Annotated in this window: 17 protein-coding genes and 1 tRNA gene; 9 read left to right on the top strand and 9 right to left on the bottom strand. The window is 44.8% G+C overall.

From position 1 onward, the window contains the following. Window positions 1-5: 5 nt before the first annotated feature. From BC643_RS17150 to BC643_RS17140, 3 genes are all read right to left on the bottom strand, one after another. Window positions 6-1,784 carry an aminopeptidase P family protein gene (locus BC643_RS17150; protein ID WP_170154603.1) on the bottom strand — a complete coding sequence of 593 codons (1,779 nt, stop codon included), beginning with the start codon at window positions 1,782-1,784 and terminating at the stop codon, window positions 6-8. Between the two features lies 1 nt (window position 1,785). Further along, window positions 1,786-2,316 (bottom strand): NUDIX domain-containing protein, encoded by a 531-nt coding sequence (locus BC643_RS17145; RefSeq protein WP_147377256.1) that lies wholly within the window; start codon window positions 2,314-2,316, stop codon window positions 1,786-1,788. Window positions 2,317-2,444: 128 nt separating this feature from the next. Beyond that, window positions 2,445-3,362: an alpha/beta hydrolase gene (locus tag BC643_RS17140; protein ID WP_120274494.1), complete on the bottom strand. Its 918-nt coding sequence runs from the start codon at window positions 3,360-3,362 to the stop codon at window positions 2,445-2,447. Between the two features lie 142 nt (window positions 3,363-3,504). On the opposite strand from BC643_RS17140, the gene BC643_RS17135 reads away from it, so the two are divergent. Further along, window positions 3,505-4,143 (top strand): LysE family translocator, encoded by a 639-nt coding sequence (locus BC643_RS17135; RefSeq protein WP_170154602.1) that lies wholly within the window; start codon window positions 3,505-3,507, stop codon window positions 4,141-4,143. On the opposite strand, the gene BC643_RS17130 is transcribed toward BC643_RS17135, so the two are convergent. Then, entirely contained in the window at window positions 4,140-4,544 is a 405-nt protein-coding gene (locus BC643_RS17130) for an acyl-CoA thioesterase (protein WP_120274492.1), read from the bottom strand. The genes BC643_RS17135 and BC643_RS17130 overlap by 4 nt on opposite strands. A gap of 6 nt (window positions 4,545-4,550) precedes the next feature. Further along, complete coding sequence (locus tag BC643_RS17125; RefSeq protein WP_120274491.1) at window positions 4,551-5,354, bottom strand: SDR family oxidoreductase; 804 nt, start codon at window positions 5,352-5,354, stop codon at window positions 4,551-4,553. Between the two features lie 184 nt (window positions 5,355-5,538). Here BC643_RS17125 and BC643_RS17120 point away from each other — a divergent pair. Next, window positions 5,539-5,611, top strand: a tRNA-Lys gene (locus tag BC643_RS17120). 445 nt (window positions 5,612-6,056) lie between these two features. Here the strand turns inward: BC643_RS17120 and BC643_RS17115 are convergent. After that, complete coding sequence (locus tag BC643_RS17115) at window positions 6,057-7,553, bottom strand: family 43 glycosylhydrolase (RefSeq protein ID WP_120274490.1); 1,497 nt, start codon at window positions 7,551-7,553, stop codon at window positions 6,057-6,059. A gap of 50 nt (window positions 7,554-7,603) precedes the next feature. After that, on the bottom strand, window positions 7,604-9,181 hold the full coding sequence (locus BC643_RS17110) for a GH39 family glycosyl hydrolase (protein WP_120274489.1): 1,578 nt from the start codon (window positions 9,179-9,181) through the stop codon (window positions 7,604-7,606). 435 nt (window positions 9,182-9,616) lie between these two features. Here BC643_RS17110 and BC643_RS17105 point away from each other — a divergent pair, with 435 nt between their 5' ends. The 4 genes from BC643_RS17105 (at window position 9,617) to BC643_RS17090 (ending at window position 12,162) form a co-directional block, all read left to right on the top strand. Next, the gene (locus BC643_RS17105; RefSeq protein WP_170154601.1) at window positions 9,617-10,141 is read left to right on the top strand and encodes a Crp/Fnr family transcriptional regulator; all 525 of its coding nucleotides are present in this window, start codon (window positions 9,617-9,619) and stop codon (window positions 10,139-10,141) included. A 267-nt stretch (window positions 10,142-10,408) separates the two neighbouring features. Next, entirely contained in the window at window positions 10,409-11,014 is a 606-nt protein-coding gene (locus BC643_RS17100; protein WP_120274487.1) for an FMN-dependent NADH-azoreductase, read from the top strand. 95 nt (window positions 11,015-11,109) lie between these two features. Then, a complete protein-coding gene (locus tag BC643_RS17095; RefSeq protein WP_147377255.1) occupies window positions 11,110-11,796 on the top strand; it encodes a hypothetical protein in 687 nt (228 codons plus the stop codon). Window positions 11,797-11,937: 141 nt separating this feature from the next. Continuing rightward, window positions 11,938-12,162 (top strand): hypothetical protein, encoded by a 225-nt coding sequence (locus BC643_RS17090; RefSeq protein WP_120274485.1) that lies wholly within the window; start codon window positions 11,938-11,940, stop codon window positions 12,160-12,162. A 97-nt stretch (window positions 12,163-12,259) separates the two neighbouring features. Here BC643_RS17090 and BC643_RS17085 read toward each other — a convergent pair whose 3' ends face one another. Together BC643_RS17085 and BC643_RS17080 are read right to left on the bottom strand one after the other, a co-directional pair. Next, a complete protein-coding gene (locus tag BC643_RS17085) occupies window positions 12,260-13,297 on the bottom strand; it encodes a nucleoside hydrolase-like domain-containing protein (protein WP_170154600.1) in 1,038 nt (345 codons plus the stop codon). Window positions 13,298-13,484: 187 nt separating this feature from the next. Beyond that, window positions 13,485-14,381, bottom strand: a complete 897-nt coding sequence (locus tag BC643_RS17080; RefSeq protein WP_120274483.1) for a helix-turn-helix domain-containing protein — start codon at window positions 14,379-14,381, stop codon at window positions 13,485-13,487. A gap of 190 nt (window positions 14,382-14,571) precedes the next feature. Between BC643_RS17080 and BC643_RS17075 the strand changes: the two genes are divergently transcribed. Genes BC643_RS17075 through BC643_RS17065 form a run of 3 tightly spaced genes read left to right on the top strand, consistent with a single transcriptional unit; the run spans window position 14,572 to window position 16,860 of the window. Next, on the top strand, window positions 14,572-15,063 hold the full coding sequence (locus BC643_RS17075; RefSeq protein WP_120274482.1) for a cupin domain-containing protein: 492 nt from the start codon (window positions 14,572-14,574) through the stop codon (window positions 15,061-15,063). Window positions 15,064-15,068: 5 nt separating this feature from the next. After that, window positions 15,069-15,629, top strand: coding sequence for a DapH/DapD/GlmU-related protein (locus BC643_RS17070; RefSeq protein ID WP_120274481.1), 561 nt, complete (start codon window positions 15,069-15,071; stop codon window positions 15,627-15,629). Between the two features lie 34 nt (window positions 15,630-15,663). Continuing rightward, window positions 15,664-16,860: an NAD(P)-dependent alcohol dehydrogenase gene (locus BC643_RS17065; RefSeq protein ID WP_120274480.1), complete on the top strand. Its 1,197-nt coding sequence runs from the start codon at window positions 15,664-15,666 to the stop codon at window positions 16,858-16,860. Window positions 16,861-16,875 lie beyond the last annotated feature (15 nt).

The raw sequence follows: 16,875 nt of genomic DNA, 5'->3' as shown, positions 1-16,875 counted from the left end.
TCTATTTAGATAGCAGCTGTTGTCTGCTTCAAAAATTCTTTTTCTTCGTCATTCACAAACGGAGAGAGTTCATCGTAGCAGCGATGGTGGTAGTCGTTTAACCAGTTGATTTCTGATTCCGATAAAAGTTTTCGTTCAATCAAGCGGGTGTCGATTGGGCAAAGGGTCAAAGTTTCAAACTGAAGGAAACGGCCGTAGTCTGTGGTGATCCATTCGCGGCAAGCAATTACATTTTCAGTTCGTATTCCGTATTGACCTTCACGATAAAAAGCAGGCTCATCCGAAATAACCATTCCCGGTTCGATTACGCGGTTGTTGTATTCCTGGCGGATGCTCATCGGTCCTTCGTGAACATTGAGGAAGAAGCCAATTCCGTGGCCGGTGCCATGCCCGTAATTTCGTCCTGTTTGCCACAGTGCTTGGCGTGCTGCCAAATCGATGTTGGCCCCCGGTGTGTTTGCCGGAAATTTGACCTCGGCCAATCCAATTGTACCTTTTAAAACCAAAGTGTAATCTTCTTTGGCTAACGTACCCACTTTACCAAGTGCAATCGTCCGGGTAATGTCAGTTGTTCCTTCAAGGTACTGGCCGCCGGAGTCAATCAGCAAAATTCCTTCTGCCTTGATTGGAGCAGCGGTTTCTTTTGTCACCGAGCGGTGAACGATTGCACCATTGCCGTTGTAGCCGACGATTGAATAAAAGCTGGCTCCTTTAAAGCCATCCTGAGTTGCCCGAAATTCGTCCAGTTTCAGCAACACATCGTATTCGTTTATTTCTTCGGTACCAACAGTTTTGGAGAGCCAATACAGAAACTTGACCAAAGCAATGCCGTCTTTGCGCATCGCCAGTTTGATCATCTCAAGTTCGTGATCTGTTTTCGTTGCTTTCAGAATCGTTGGGATCGACAATTGATAGCTAATCGATGCATCGGGTGAAATTGCTTCGAGCAATGCCTGATTTGTCCGATCCGGATCAATCAATATTTTGCCCGAAAGCAACGCCAAGTCTTCGTAGATGGCAGCATATTCTTTCACACTAATTCCTTCTGACACGAGTTTCTGATTCAAACCAGGCAATACTTTTTCACCATCAATATAGAGTGAAATAGTAGTCTCGGTAATTAGCGCGAAAGACAAGAAAACCGGGTTGTATGAAATATCGCACCCCCGCAAGTTGAAGGTCCAGGCGATGTCGTCCAAGGCTGTCAGCAATGTTGCTTGTGCTTTGGCTGCTTTTGTTTGCTGCCGGATCAACTCGATTTTTTCGAGGCGGGTTCGCCCGGTGTATTTGGTGTCATGTTCAAAAATCGGATCAAGCGGGAGTGGCGGTCGGTTTTCCCAGATTGTTTTCATCAGATCGCCGCAGTCGGTTAACTTTTGATCGTTCGATGCCAGGCTTTGTTTCAGTGTCTTGAATTGCGCGATCGATAGGCAGGCTGCATCCGTGCCGATCAGGCTTTGCGCCGGCAGTAAATTTCCGACCCATTCAGCCGGGCTGGGCGTTCCTTCCACCCGAAGTTTCATCAGGTCGATGCCGGTTCCTGCAAGTTGGTCTGTTGCTTGCAGAAAATAGCGCGAATCAGTCCAAAGTGCAGCAGCATCTTTGGTGATCATCAGGAAGCCGGCTGATCCGTTGAAACCCGAAATAAATTCGCGTACCTGCCAATAGTCGGGGAGGTATTCGCTTTGATGCGGATCTGTTCCTGAAATGTATAAGGCATCCAAACCGGATTTTGCCATTTCCTGTCGTAAGCGTACAAGACGCTGTTGTATAATTACCTTCATGCTAGTTGTTTTCTCGTAGTTTTTTGATTGTATTTTGAATGGACCGAAAGGGAATGTCATTCAAGTCGATATCCTCCAACTTGTGAAATTCAATTCCCGTGATATCGTCCTGCGGATGCAGGTTGTCCAACGATTTTAGTTTTATAATAAAAGTTGAATCGAGCGTGTACACAATTATCCCTGAAAATTCATATTGATTCGGGAAAGTACCGTAGAACTTGAGGTCCTGAACTTCAGCTCCCAGCTCTTCGTGCAGCTCCCGAATAATGGCCTCTTCTGCCGATTCATCGTGTTCAACAAAGCCTCCGGGAAGGTCGAGTTTGCCTTTGTGTGGATTGATTCCCCGGCGCGTCAACATCAGGCGGCCTTCGTCGTCAAAAATCAAAGCGCTTGCTGCAGCCGATGCGTTGAAGAAATAACTGAACGAGCAATCCGGGCAATGCTTGGAGCGCGGGCCCGAAGTTGTGAACTTATCGGAACCGCAGCGCGGACAAAATTTAAAGACTTCGGTGGGGTGGTTTTCTGAATTCATATACTGTGTGTTGTTCAAAGCTTTTGTTGCGTTTGAAAATTGGTTTATCAAAAGTACCGTTGTAAATGAAAAAAGCCAAGAATTAATTCCTTGACTTTTATCAGCATATCATTTTGTATTCCGACGATTTACGGGTTAGGAACGATTTGCATGGTTTGCATCCATTCGTAAAATAGATCGGGCCATTTTTCGGTCGGCAAATTCAATTTTTTCATTCCAAATCCGTGTCCGCCTTTGGCAAAAATATGCATCTCGGCAGGTATATCGTATTTCTTCAAGGCCATGTAAAAGCGGATCGAATTTTCGGGTACAACGCCGTGATCGTCATCGGCTAATACCAGGAAAGTCGGAGGCGTATCTTCTGTGACTTGAAGCTCGTTAGAAAATTCAGAAGCGATTTTCCAGTCGTTGGTTTTTCCAATCAGGTTGGTTCTGGAGCCCACATGAGTGATTTTTTCGTCAAAACTGATGACGGGGTAGAGTAGTAGCATAAAATCCGGGCGACTGCTCAATTTCTGCAACGGGTCAGTAGCGTTGGCGTCTCCCAGGGTGAAATGTGTACCGGCAGTCGAAGCGAGGTGGCCTCCGGCTGAAGCCCCAGCAATACCGACTTTGGAAGGATCAAGGTGCCATTCGTCAGCTTTTGAGCGCACGTATCGGATGGCTTGGAGCGCATCAGATAGGGGGACTTCCGAGTTTCCATAAGGAAGACGGTATTTCAGCACGATGGCAGCAACCCCTTTTCCTTTCAAATATTCAGCAATCTGAAATCCTTCGTGATCAATTGCTTCAACCCAATAGCCTCCTCCCGGGCAAATAACCACTGCTGCTCCGGTGTTTTTCTGTTCTTCGGGAAGATAAACAAAGAGTTCTGCCTCGGATATATTTTCGTATCGGTAGGTGCCGTTGTTGATGTAGTATTTTTCTTCTCCCGGAACTGTTGTTTTATTTGGAGCTCCGTCGGGCCAAAGCTTGATTTTTAAATCCTGTGCCATGAGTTGTGTTATTAACAGAAGTAGAATTGAAAGGAGTGATAGTCTTTTCATGATCGTATCATTTTTGTTTTTAGAGTCTGATTGGGAGGCCTAAATTTACAAACTAAAAATTGAGCAGGTGGGCATTTGTTAAAAATTCTGCTAAATATGGATGCACACTTTTTGTAAAATGCATTTATGTTATTTTTGTAGCATGTTTCTATCGCTATTCTTAAAAGGGGTAATCGTAGGATTGGCCGTTTCCGTACCATTGGGGCCGATCGGAATTCTAATCATTCAGCGGACGGTGAACAAGAACAGGATTAGTGGATTCCTGTCGGGCATGGGTGCATCGGTTTCGGATACGATTTATGCGGTTGTTGCTGGTTTTAGTATAACTTATATTATCGATTTCATTCGTTCGCATGAGATGGCGTTCCAGATTTTTGGTGGGTTGATGGTGCTCGCACTGGGGATACATATTTTCTTCAAAGACCCGGTGACTGATTTGCGCAAATTCCGGCGAAAAGGGAACTCCTATTTCCAGGATTTTCTCTCAACCTTTTTGATTACGTTCCCTAATCCCATGGTCGTTTTTATATTCCTGGCTGTTTTTGCCAGTTCCGGAATCGTTTTTCAGATGGACGATCCTTCGCAGGCGATTTCGATGGTGGGAGGAGTTTTTGTTGGGACGAACGCCTGGTGGCTCGTGCTGACCAGCCTGGTGAGCATGTTTCGGCATAAATTTAACCTCCGGGTGCTTTGGTGGTTTAATAAAATTGCCGGTGTTATTATCGTCTTGGTGGTGGTGATTTCCTTTGTTTTTACGCTAGTCGAACACTATCGTTTTTAAATAAGTTCAGCCAGTCTGTCGCGGAAATATTGAGGTGCCCGGCATGGTTTTCCTGCTTTCTGATCGAAAAATGCCAGGACGGTCTCGCCCTCGTTGATCAGTTCTCCATTTTCGTTGTAAATCTCTGTTTTGATTGGAAATTTGACGAGCGGGACTTTTTCAATAATTGTTTTTACGGTCAATAAATCATCATAATAAGCCGACTTGATGTAGTTTACTTTCAGGCTGCTTGCCGGCAACATGATACCTGATTCTTCCATTTCGCGGTAGGAGACGCCAAGGCTGCGAATTAATTCGGTGCGGCCTATTTCGTAGTAGCGGGGATAGTTGCCGTAATATACAACACCCATTTTATCAGTATCCTCGTAATAAACTCGAATTTTTGTTTCGTGAACCAACATTTGTATTTATTTAAACGGAGAATCCGGCTCTTTAGCCATGTGTTTGAAGGTAAGTTTATCCAGGATTTTTGGACAGAATTTCCCGAGGAAAACAGTCATTTTACCTTCCAAAAAAGTAAGTATTAATTGGCGTTTGCGTTTTTCAATCGCCTTCACGATATGTTGAGCACAGACTTCAGCCGACATCATTTTTTCTTCGTTCCGCGGCGTTTCTCCCTGGTTGTTGCCATGGGCAGTCAATGCCGACTTGCGAACGTCGCTGGCAGTAAAACCAGGAGCGGCCACAAGTACATGCAAGCCATTACGGAGGTTCTCAATCCGAACGGTGTCCAGAAATCCGCGAATAGCAAATTTAGAGGCTGCATACCCGGTTCTTCCCGGAAGCCCCACGAAACCGGCGATCGAAATAATGCCAACCAATGACCCTTTTGTTTTTAATAGGTGGGGAAGTGCGTATTTTGAGCAGTAAACCGTACCCCAAAAGTTCACATCCATGAGTTTGTGGAGCACATCCAATTCAACGTCCTCGAATATCGCCCGCATCGAAATTCCTGCATTGTTAATCAGGATGTCTATTTGTCCAAAGGTTGAAATTGCTTTTTCGATTAATGATTTGCAGTCGTCTTCGCGGCTAACGTCGGTTGGGTGAATGACGACTTCGGTATTTGTTATTTCTTGTTTTAACTCTTGAAGTAATTCAATTCGTCGGGCTGCCAAAACTAATTTGGCTCCCTTCGATGCAAATTCGTAAGCCAGGGCTTTTCCGATTCCGGATGATGCTCCGGTAATAATAACAACTTTGTTTTTCATTGATTTAAAAGCAAAGCACAAATGTAAACTTTTTTTGTTTGATGTCTGAAAGTCGCAGTTAACAAAGCATTGTTGATAACTGAAAGGCGATTTTTTTCAAAAAATGCATGCGAAAGTTTGCAGATAAGTTTTGTGTTTTTACCTTTGCAGCGCCTTTAAACAAAAGGGCAACACTACAGAGGATGACTCAGTAGCTCAGCTGGTAGAGCACATCCCTTTTAAGGATGGGGTCCTGGGTTCGAGCCCCAGCTGAGTCACACCGAAAAACGATAAAGTCTTGCAAGTAAATAACTTGTGAGGCTTTTGTTTTTAGTGGTGTCAAATTTCCAGAAATCGCTTTTGCAGACCCTTGAAAATGCTCGGAACAATTTTTAAAGGGCATGGAATTCATCAATAAGTTCTGATTCTTTTGTGATTACAGGCAAATCGACCTTATTTTAAGTTGTTACATCAATCTTTTATCCTTTCTTTCATTGTTGAGAGCATAAAAAACAGTGCTAACAATGGCTAGTCGGGTGCCGGATAGCGTGACAGGGGCCTTTGTTTGGGAAGGTGAAAGCTATGATTTGAAACCGTGGAACACGCTAGAACTATTGTTTATTTATTCGTTTAAATACTACAAAATTTGCCCTATTGACCTTGCTTTGATGCAATCGGCAATAGGGCATTTTTAAAATCTGTTCTTGCTCGTTTTGAAAATGGTTACGGGATAGGTGTATAAATAAAGTTTTTAAACTTGACTTTTCCATCGCCAATCGCGCACAGTCCGATTCGCAAACTAAGGAATCCGCCTAAGACGTTATGATGAAATCCGGATACTTCCAGGGAATTCTCGGTTTGCGTCCAGTTTTCGCCATCTAAACTGTAAAACATGTTTACCACATCGTCGACATTCTTAATTTGCAGATAAACATGTCGGTTGATCACGTTTTTTTCGGTTACAAATTGCCACCCTTTGATGTTGGTCAGAATATTGTTGCTGTCGGCCAAAATGCCGGACGAAGCTTGGCGGTTGTAGAACATCGTTAATCCGCCAATGGCATTGCCTTCAATTTCCATTTCCACCTCGGCGGTGTAATTATGATCCGATGGAATACAGAGCATCGGTGAGCAGTCGGCAATTGCATGGCCTTTGCCTTCGATGGTAATGCTGTTGTCAGCCATGGTGAATCGTCCTTCGTCATAACCGCCAAAGAATTTCCATTGGGGGTTCAGTGTGTTGTCATCAAACTGGTCGCTCAACGGATAGCGAGACTGAATGATTGACTCGCCTTTAGGAAGTTCAATTGGCATGGCGATATCCAGATTATCCGGAATTTTGTACCAGCCATATTCGGTCCATTCAATCGGAACCAGCATCGTTTGGCGTCCCATGTTGTAATGGCCGTTTTCGTAACCATGGAATAACATGTACCAGTTACCTTTGCCATCGTCGAATACGGTGCCGTGCCCAACCGAGCACCAGCGTTCTTTATTCGTTTCGGCCCGCAAAATTGGGTTGAAGGGTGAATTTTCCCAAGGGCCAAGTGGCGATTTCGATCGGGCGGAAACAACCATGTGTCCTGTCGGAGGTCCGGCTGTTCCGCCTTCGGCAACCGTCAGGTAATAATAATCACCCCGCTTTACCAATTTTGGTCCTTCCATGCAATAACATTCGATCGACCAGTCGCGGGGAATTTCCCAGCCATCGTAACTATGTTGAATATCTCCGGCGATGGAAAGCCCGTCTTTCGATAAGGGTACATAACTGCCACTGCTGAAATACAGGTAGCGATTTCCTTCTGCGTCCGCGACATGGCCCGGATCAATCATGCTGACATGCAATTCAACCGGTTCACTCCAGGGGCCTTCAATGTTGTCGGCGGTAATTACATAGTTGGTATTGTCGGCTGGAAAGTAGATGTAATATTTTCCATCGTATTTCACCAGATCGGGTGCCCAAACCGAACCCACGTAAGTATGTAAGGCATTCGCTATGGGAGTCCAGTTGATTAAATCGGTCGAATGCCAGATGAGTAGTCCCGGGTAATATTCAAACGAAGAATGAACGATGTAAAAATCATCGCCATCGCGCAGAATACTTGGATCCGGGTAATCGCCGGCAAAAATCGGGTTCGAGTAGCTGCTGGTCGGTACCGTATTTTGCGCTTGGGCTAATAGTCCCAAACAAGCTATAAGAATAGTGAAAAGAGTTTTCATGTTTTGATCTTGATTTTATTCGAAAATAGACGCGGTTGTCAATTTTTACATTAAAGTTTTGTAAAGCGAAGCAGGTACACGTCGTTCTCATGGAGTGGAATTTCCCGATCAAAAGTTCCGTCAGCCGCTACTTTCACCAATTCTGATTTCTCAGGTATTCCGTTGCTGTTTTCTTTTAGAAATTCAACCTGTTTCTTGCTTAATTGGCTTGGCATTCCGAGTTGATAATAAAGGCTGTAAGGATCGTTGTGCATGTAACCAACCCGGTAAACCTCGAGTTGGTAGTTTCCTTCGGGAACACCGGAAATGGAGACACGACAAGTGCCTTTACTTTTGGCAGGCAAATCCCGGTTGTAGTAATCCTGGTTGTTGATCGAGTCGTCGGGCAGGGTATAAGTATAGTCCCAAAACAAAAGCTGGAAGTCGCCTTTTTCGTTTTTGCAAGCCCACGAATGATCGTCGGTATTCGCCAGTTCAGTCTCGCTCAGTTTATTCATAAACGTATAGGCCTGATAAGCCGGCTTCTTTATGCCTTGTGTATTCATCAACCCGAAGCCACCGTGGAAAGGGGTGAAACGAGGGCCCGGCTCCTCAAAAATATCGGTGAATACCCAGTACGACATAGAAGTTGCAGCGTCGCCAACCTGTTTGATCTTGTTCAGGATGTAGGCCGCTTCGTGGTAGCTATCGTGAATAGGATCGGCCGGCGTGTACGATGAACTCCACTCGGTGTAGTGAAGCTCCAGATCAGGCTTGTTCGATTCGGAGATTTGTTTTCGGGAGTTGATCACATCCTGGCTAACCGCCCATTCGTTGGCACTCAGTCGGGTGCCGGTTCCGCCAAATTCATCCAAAAAGCCCGCATCAACCCCGTACGAGTGCGTGCTGATGAAATCAATCGGCACGTTGTTCTGTTCGCAGAATTCGATGGTTTCGGGAACCCAGGCTGCACCAGCTGTAGCTGGCCCACCAACTTTGTAGGCCGGATTGACCGATTTAACGCCTTGCACCGCATATTTGTACAGTTTGAAATATTCATCCTGTGTACCGGTCCAAAAGCCGGGAGTCAGATTGGGTTCGTTCCAGACCTCGAAATACCAGGTTTTGACTTCGTCCTCGCCGTATCGATCGGTCCAGTGTTGAACCAGGTTGCGGATTAGTGCTTCCCATTTGTTGTAATCCTTGGGAGGCGTTACATTGCCGCGCCACCAAAAAATGGTTTGGTCGCCGCTGGCCAGTGCATTTGGCATAAAACCGAGTTCTACAAAAGGCTTCATGCCTATTTCGAGGATATAATCGTACAGTACGTCGATGTACTGAAAATTATAAACCGGGTTGCCCTGGCGGTCTTCTTTGTAAACAGCCATGTCGTCGGTTAGTAAACCGTGCATGCGAATGTATTTGAAATCGCAATCCTGCCTGGCTATTTTTAGTTGCTGCTGCCAATCGGCCCTCAAGCCTTCGTTGGCACGTCCAGCTCCAATGCATTCTTTAAATAGGGTGTTCATGGGGCCTTTCTCATTTTGCAGATTTACCGAAATAAGCCGGTTTCCCGAATTGCTTTGAGCCAGTGCTCCAATTGTTATTAGGAATAAAGGGAGAAAGGAAAGGATAGAGCGGATCTTCATCGTTTCAAAGGTTTGGTTTGTTGTTCGAGTTTTGTTTGTGCTAGTTTATGTGAGGAGGATGCAGTAGCATCGCAGTACAATAGTAGCTTTTTTGAATGAGTTTTCTTTGTCTCAAAATTACAGATCAGGCCTCAGAGAGCCTGTGGGCCGGATTTGTTTCGAAAACAGGCATCCATTTTTATCAAATTAGGCTATTGATTATTGGTCTGGTTGGTGAGTACAATGGGATCTGAAGAACGACTTTAACCGACTCTTTTAACAAGGTGTGTTGCTCCTCTTGCCGGAACACTTTTCGGCAAAGAGGGAGATATTAGCTATATTCAACCTGTCGAATATCTATTCGGATAAAAAGATTGCAAGTAGGTCTTCCTGTCAAATTTAGTCAAGTTTAAACCAATGCGAGCGTTTGTTGAGAAAGTAAATCAGATTTCGCCATTGTCAGAAGAAGCAACTGAAGAGTTGCTGCATTGCCTCCGGACAACTTTTTACCGTAAGGGCGAAATAATCCACCAGGAAGGAAAGGTTTGTAAAAACCTCTTTTTTATTGAATCCGGTCTGGCCAAGCATTTTTACTATCACGACGGTAATCAGTATGTTTTCCGATTCTTTGAAGAAGACCATTTTTTCATTGCTACTGACAGCTTTTTTCATGACTCGCCTGCCGAATATTCCACCGTCGCTTTAGAGGATACAACAATTATTCACCTGGAATACGACGATTTTGAGCGTCTTTGCCAACGGCATCATTCGTTTGAAACCTTTGCCCGGAAATTTGTCTCGATAGTTGCTTATACCGCCATCTCCAATCTAAAAGGGCTTCTTTACCTCGATGCAACAGGTCGCTATGCCAAATTTCTAAGAGAATACGGTCATCTGCAACAACGAATCACCTTAGGAGACACAGCCGCTTTTTTAGGTATCTCCCAGGTTTCTTTAAGCCGTATAAGATCCAAAAAATAACTTTTTAACATTTGTAAAAAGAAATCCTTCGACGGCTGGATACATTTGCCTCACAGTCTTAATCAGTGAACTATACCGATTGGCATAAAGGCGCCTTTATGCCAATCCTGATTCTAAAGCTCTATGTCAAAACGAGCTTTACAGGGAGTGCTATGTTTTGAACTCCCGGTTTGATCATTCTGAAAATACGGGCAGGTCAAGACTGTACAAAAGCCTCAGGGCAGAATAGAAAGTTAAACACAGTGCAGAACTGAAAAAAAACAAAAAATGAGTAAAGTATTGTACATCAAAGCGAATGCAAAAGCTGAAGGAGAGTCAAGGACCTTTCGTATTTCCGATAGCTTTATCGAAACCTACAGGGCAAATAATCCTGCCGACGAGATTATAGAACTTGATCTGTATGACGCCGGTTTGCAATTCCTGCCAAAAGGTAAAATGATGGAATTGCGCCAGGCAGTGCAAAGCAACGATCAAAATCACCCGGTCTTGAAATTTGCCTACGATTTTAGGAATGCTGATAAGTATGTTGTTGCCGAGCCAATCTGGAATCTAGGTATTCCGGCTATCCTCAAAGCATACATCGATTATGTTGCTGTGGGCGGTATTACTTTCACTTACACCGAAAATGGCCCAGTCGGCTTATGCAAAAATAAAAAGGCCGTCAATATCATTACACGTGGAGGCGATTATTCGTCCGAGCCGGTTGAGTCGATCGAAATGGCAGATAAGTACCTGCGTAACATCTTCGGGTTTATGGGGATTACCGATTACACCACCATCGCGGCTGACCGCCTTGACATTTTTACTGAAGATACCGAAAAACTCGTGGCCGATGCAGTCGGCAAAGCACAAGAAGTTGCCCTGAACTTTTAACGAATAATAGAAGATGGAATGAAGTCATTCCTGCTTGATTGAAAGGGATTTGTTCTCTCTTCAATTTTGAAGTCATGAATTTAAAACAACGGAAAATGAAAAAGAAGATTAAAATAGCAGTCGTGTTACTGATGGCTATGGCCGCGTTCTCGTCGACCCCGGTTTTTGCGGAGGAGACTGAAGCACCAGTAGCACCTTCGGCGCCGATTCCTTTCGAAGTATTTTTAGGAAAAGATGGCTTTACATCGCAGCTGATTGTCGATAAAAAGTTCGCAGGGCTTAACAAATTTGGCCTTTTCGGCTTGTCGTTTTTGAAAGCAGATTACGACAATGAGGAATTTTTACGAGAGTCAATCAACATGGCTGTGTTAAAGTACGACGTAGTGAAAAATGTGAGCGTTGTTGGTGGGGCTTTGTTTAATTCGAACTGGGGATTCAGACCCTATGCCGGTGCTCAATATGGCTACCACAGCCGTACTTTTATGGGCCTGTTGAGTTCTGGTTTCCACTTAACCGAAACCCATAACTTCGAATCCCTGGCGATTGTCGAATACCGTCCTCAAATAAAAGACGCCTGGTCGTTGTACACGAGAGCACAAGGCCTCTACAGCCACCTGACTGAAACAGGAAAACACGATCGCAGTTTTTTGTACAGTCGCGTGGGAGTGAGTTATAAAACGCTCTCGTTTGGAGCCGCTCTAAACTACGACTGGTACGGAAATGGCCCGATGAAGATCGAAAACCACCAATTGGGGATTTTCATCAGTACAATCTTAAACTAGACTGAAGTTGATCTATTTCATCTTGATATTGGGGCTTTATGTGGATGAAATACGAGAGGTATTGAAACGGTATTGCACAGCGTTCAAGATCAAAATATTAGGACAAGAAAAGCAAGTTGTAACCAATAAAGTAATCGACAAATGAAACAGATAGTAATCGCCGGAATTATTGGCGCAGTAATGGGATTTATCATGAGCTTCCTGATGAACTACTTGATGGTTCCCGTTCCCGAAACCGTCGTTGATCATGCGTTTGCACACGGCACAACTGGTGCCATCAGCGGATTTATGGGAGGTTTTATGGGCGTTTATTCCTTTTTATCAAACCAAAAAAAGAAACAGAATTTGAAGCTCGACCAGGAGTAGTTCCAGGAAGAAACTAGCGCTATTATTCCACATTGATTAGTCCCCGATGGAAACTTTGGGGACCATTTTTTTGAGATGAAACCAGCGCCAGGCACTGTTATTTCCGGTTGTAGAGTTCTTTCATTTTCTGGCGATAGGCATCGTACATGGCATCCCGACTTTGCAGCAAGTTGTTCACCCTATTCTGATATACTTCAGTTGCCTGACTCCAGGTTTCCTCTGGCTGGGCATAGTTCCAGTCAGCCGTTCCCGCATCGTCAATCCAGTAGTTTGGATGCGATTGGGGGTAGGGGCGAACAAATTTCCCGGCCCAGGAGCCGGTCGCCGGATTGTCAATGTCAATTCCCGGTTCGAGCAAATAGAGCAGAGTCGGCGTATCCCCGGCCCGGAAATAATGTGCCCAGTCGAAAGCTTGAACAACATCCCAAATGTAGTAGCCCAATGCTCCATACTCTTTGACTTCACCCAGAAAATCACGCGGAGCCTGTCCTTCAAACATGCCGTTGTAGCTCCAGTCGTTTTCGAGCCACCACAAATCGGCAAATCGCTCGTCATTGTATATCTCATCTCTTCCCGGATGATTCCAGTTCCGGCGTAGTCCAAATTGTGTGGTATCCCGTGAATTGAGGAGAGCATCTTCATTTTCAGCCATTCGGTGCGTAGCAATGGTGTAAATTCGCAGGTTTTGCGCCATCTCCGGAGCCTGAAACAAAGCATCTTTCAGCGTATTCATATTTCCCCAAACCAGAACATGAACGGGTGTATTTCCTTTTCGGGCTTCACTGATAATTGCCGCAATGGCTTCATCCTTATTTCTGCTGATTAATCCGCGCAGGTGATCGGGAGCGGGGTAGTTCAAGGTTTTAAATTTGTAATCCGGGTTGTTGAAGTCTTTTTCGTACGCGTCAATACATTGCATGCAAGCTTCCACGCCGTTGCCTTCCCATAGATCCGGGATAATTCCGACAATATCCACTTCGTTGGCATACATGAGCAGGTGGCCCATGGATTGCTTGTCGTCGGGATCGCCACCAATATTATTGATGTCCGATAAAACGATTACCCGCGGTTTTATTTTCTCGGGATTACAGGAAACGACAATTGCAAGCATTAAAACAAAGACCAGTTTTTTCATCACTCTTCTCATTTTGGGGATAGATTGTTTGACGTGATTGCCTCCCGAAAATTGCGATTTCAAACGAAGACAATTTGCAGGTGCCAATATTGTCATTTTTCGGATGGATTGGTCTTTAATTTGCGGAGATGGCGTATGTTTTAACAAAAAAGCAGGATCGGGCTCCGGAAGTCACCTGATTTGGCTTTTAATTCATCGATCGGTATTCAGCCGGCGAAACCCCGACTTGTTTCTTGAACATGCGCGTAAAATGTTGCGGGTGCTTGAAGCCTAATTCGTAGGCAATTTCACTAATTGACTTGCTGGCGTCGAACAAGCGTTCTTTCGCAAAGTCAATCATTTTTTGCTGGATGTGCTCCTGGGCTGATTTCCCCGTTTCCTTTTTCAGCAGGTCGCCCAGGTAATTGGCCGAGAGGAAGAGCTTGTCGGCACAATAGCGAACTGTGGGAGCGCCTTGCTCGAGCGCCATTTCAGCCTCGAAATAATCATCCAAAATCTTTTCAAAGCGAACCAGCAGGTCTTTGTTGACATGGCTACGTGTGATAAACTGACGCTCGTAAAAGCGTTTGCAGTAGTTGAGAAAAAGTTCCAGGTACGAAACAATCAAAGTTTTGCTGTGTGTGTCAATGGCATGTTCCAGTTCATACTTAATGTTTTCAATACATTGATTGACAACTGCTCGTTCGCGGGCCGATAGGTGCAGCGCCTCGTTTACTTCGTAGGAAAAAAAGCTGTAGTCCTTGATGTGTTTTCCCAGTGAAGTGCCATGAATGAGATCCGGATGGAAAATAATAGCAGTTCCCTGCGCTTGTCGCTTCTCATTATAGCTTTCCACCCCGTACACCTGGCCGGGAGCAATAAAAATCAGGGTACCGTCTTCGTAGTCGTAATTGTTGATCCCGTAGGTGATATTGCCGCATTTGATATCTTTTAGAAAGACCGCGTAAACATTCATTTGAGCTTTGAAAAAGCAGAAGGGATCCATCTTCGCAAAGTCAATAACGCTGACTAGCGGATGCAAGGTTTCTTGCCCCACAAAACTGTTGTATTCTCCGACTGAATTGACTTTTAAAATCTCGCTCATAGCCTTGTTTTGAATAACTGAAACAAAAGTAAGGAACTTAATCCAAATACGTTAAGGCCGGATAGCATGTTCCGTAATTGGGGTAAGTCTCTCCGTAATTTGGGTAATTCGCTAGGGAAGTTTTAGCGGACCTTTGTATTCTGTTTTTCGCAAATAAACGATGAAGCTTAATCACAAGAGAACAATACATATGAGAAAATTATTGAATAATCTACTTGTTGCGTGTGCAGTCGTTGGTTTTTTTTCACTGGTAGGCTGTAGTTCGCAGAATGATCCCGATAAACAGTTGTCGCAAGTATTTCAGCAAGGGCAATTAGCACCTGCTCAGTTTTTTACCGGAAATGCGTATGTCATTGGTATGGTTTCCAGTGATTCGGTTTTTACCACAGCAGCCGGGGAAGTCTATTTTGAAGCAGGCGCTCGCAGCAACTGGCATTTGCACCCAAGCGGCCAAATCCTGATTGTAACTTCGGGTGTTGGTTATCATCAATTAATAGGCGAACCAATCGAGCTCATTCATAAAGGCGACGTGGTGAAGTGCCCACCCAATGTGTTGCATTGGCACGGAGCTTCAAAAGATTCAGCAATGAGCCACATCTACATCGTTCCAAATATAGAAAAAGGCATTGTAGAATGGAAGCAGCCAGTTACGGAAGAGGAATATTTAACCGTAAACGATTGAATAAAATGAGCAAAACCATTTTTGAACGATTACAAGCTGGCGAAGCTGTTCCGTACACTGATCCGCAGTACCGCGATATCAGCGAAGTTGCAGCACGAACAACGCAATTGCTGGTCAGGTTGAATGCAACTCCCGATGTTGAGGAAGTTCGCAAACAGTGGGGCGAAATCACCGGTCAGCCACTTGACACCAGTTCGACGATCCAGATACCGGTTTATGTGAACATCGGCCAGTTCACGCGAATTGGTAAAAATGTCTACATCAATCATCTCTGCTCGATGCTCGATATGGGAACGATAACCATTGAAGACGATGTGTTGATTGGCCCGAAAGTGAATATCCTGACAGAAGAACATCCTGTAAACCCGAAAGAACGTAAAGCTTTGTCGGTAAAACCAGTCGTGATTAAACGAAATGCCTGGATTGGGGCAGCTGCAACCATTCTGCCCGGTGTAACGGTTAGTGAAAATTCAATAGTGGCAGCGGGAGCAGTGGTTAATCGCGATGTTCCGGCTAATACAGTGGTTGCAGGTGTCCCTGCAAAGGTTATTAAACACATTGACTAGATATTCTCAAACATAAATCCTAAACCCAGATCGTATGAATGAAAATCAATTCAATAGAAAAAGCTCGCGAAGAGAGTTTATTCAGAAAACGGCTTTGGCTGGTGCCGGCGCTTCAGTTTTGTTGAGCAACCCGGCTTCTTTGTTTGCAAACAATTCAAATTCAATAAATATGGAACAAAATATCAAATCGAAAGGCTATGCAGCCTTCGATACATCCGGAAAGCTTCAACCCTGGGAGTTTGAACGTCGTCCGGTTGGCGACAATGACATTCTAATCGATGTGAAATACGCGAGTATTTGCCACTCGGATATTCACCAGATGAAAGGTCACTGGGGGCCACAGCAATACCCACAGGTACCGGGGCACGAGATTGTTGGTATTGTTGCCGCCGTTGGAAAAAACGTGACCAAGTTTAAAGTGGGCGACCGTGCCGGAGTTGGTTGTATGGTGGACAGCTGTATGGCCTGCGACAATTGTAATCATGGTGATGAACACTACTGCGAAAATGGACAGACGTTGTTCACCTACGGTTACCCGGATAAAACATCTCCAACGGGAATCACCCAGGGCGGATATTCAAAAAACATTGTTGTTCGCGATCACTTTGCCGTGCATATTCCGGAGCATATCAGTATGCAGGAAGCTGCGCCGTTGCTTTGCGCGGGGATCACAACCTATTCGCCGCTAATGAAAGCTGACTTTAAAATTGGCGACAAAGTTGGCGTGGCCGGTATTGGCGGATTGGGACACATGGCCGTAAAATTGGCTGTTTCCAAAGGGGCCGAAGTGTATGCCTTTACGACTTCAGCTGACAAAGTGGATGACATTAAGTCGTTTGGAGCCAAAGAAGTGATTGTGGTCGATAGTCCTGAAAAACTTCAACCGATGAGAGGCAAACTGGATTACATGATTTCAACAATTCCTTATGCGTACGATATTTCATCGTATGCTAGCTGCGTAAAGCCGGACGGGCACTATACGCAAGTGGGTGTCCCTGTTGGTGGGCAGTTAACGATTAATACCTTCAGCTTAATGTTCAGCCGGGTGAACCTGAACGTTTCGTTGATTGGTGGTATTCCCGAGACTCAGGAAGTTGTTCACTACTGTGCGGATAATGGTGTGAAACCGGAAATTCAGATGATCAGTGGAGAGCAAATTAATGAAGCCTGGGAGAATGTCGTCAATAAGAAAGCGCGTTACCGTTACGTGATTGATACAGCTACTTTCTAGTCGTTTAAATCAAAA

The organism is Mangrovibacterium diazotrophicum (genome assembly GCF_003610535.1).
Taxonomy (GTDB): Bacteria; Bacteroidota; Bacteroidia; order Bacteroidales; family Prolixibacteraceae; genus Mangrovibacterium; species Mangrovibacterium diazotrophicum.
This window is presented reverse-complemented; position numbering and strand designations above follow the sequence as displayed.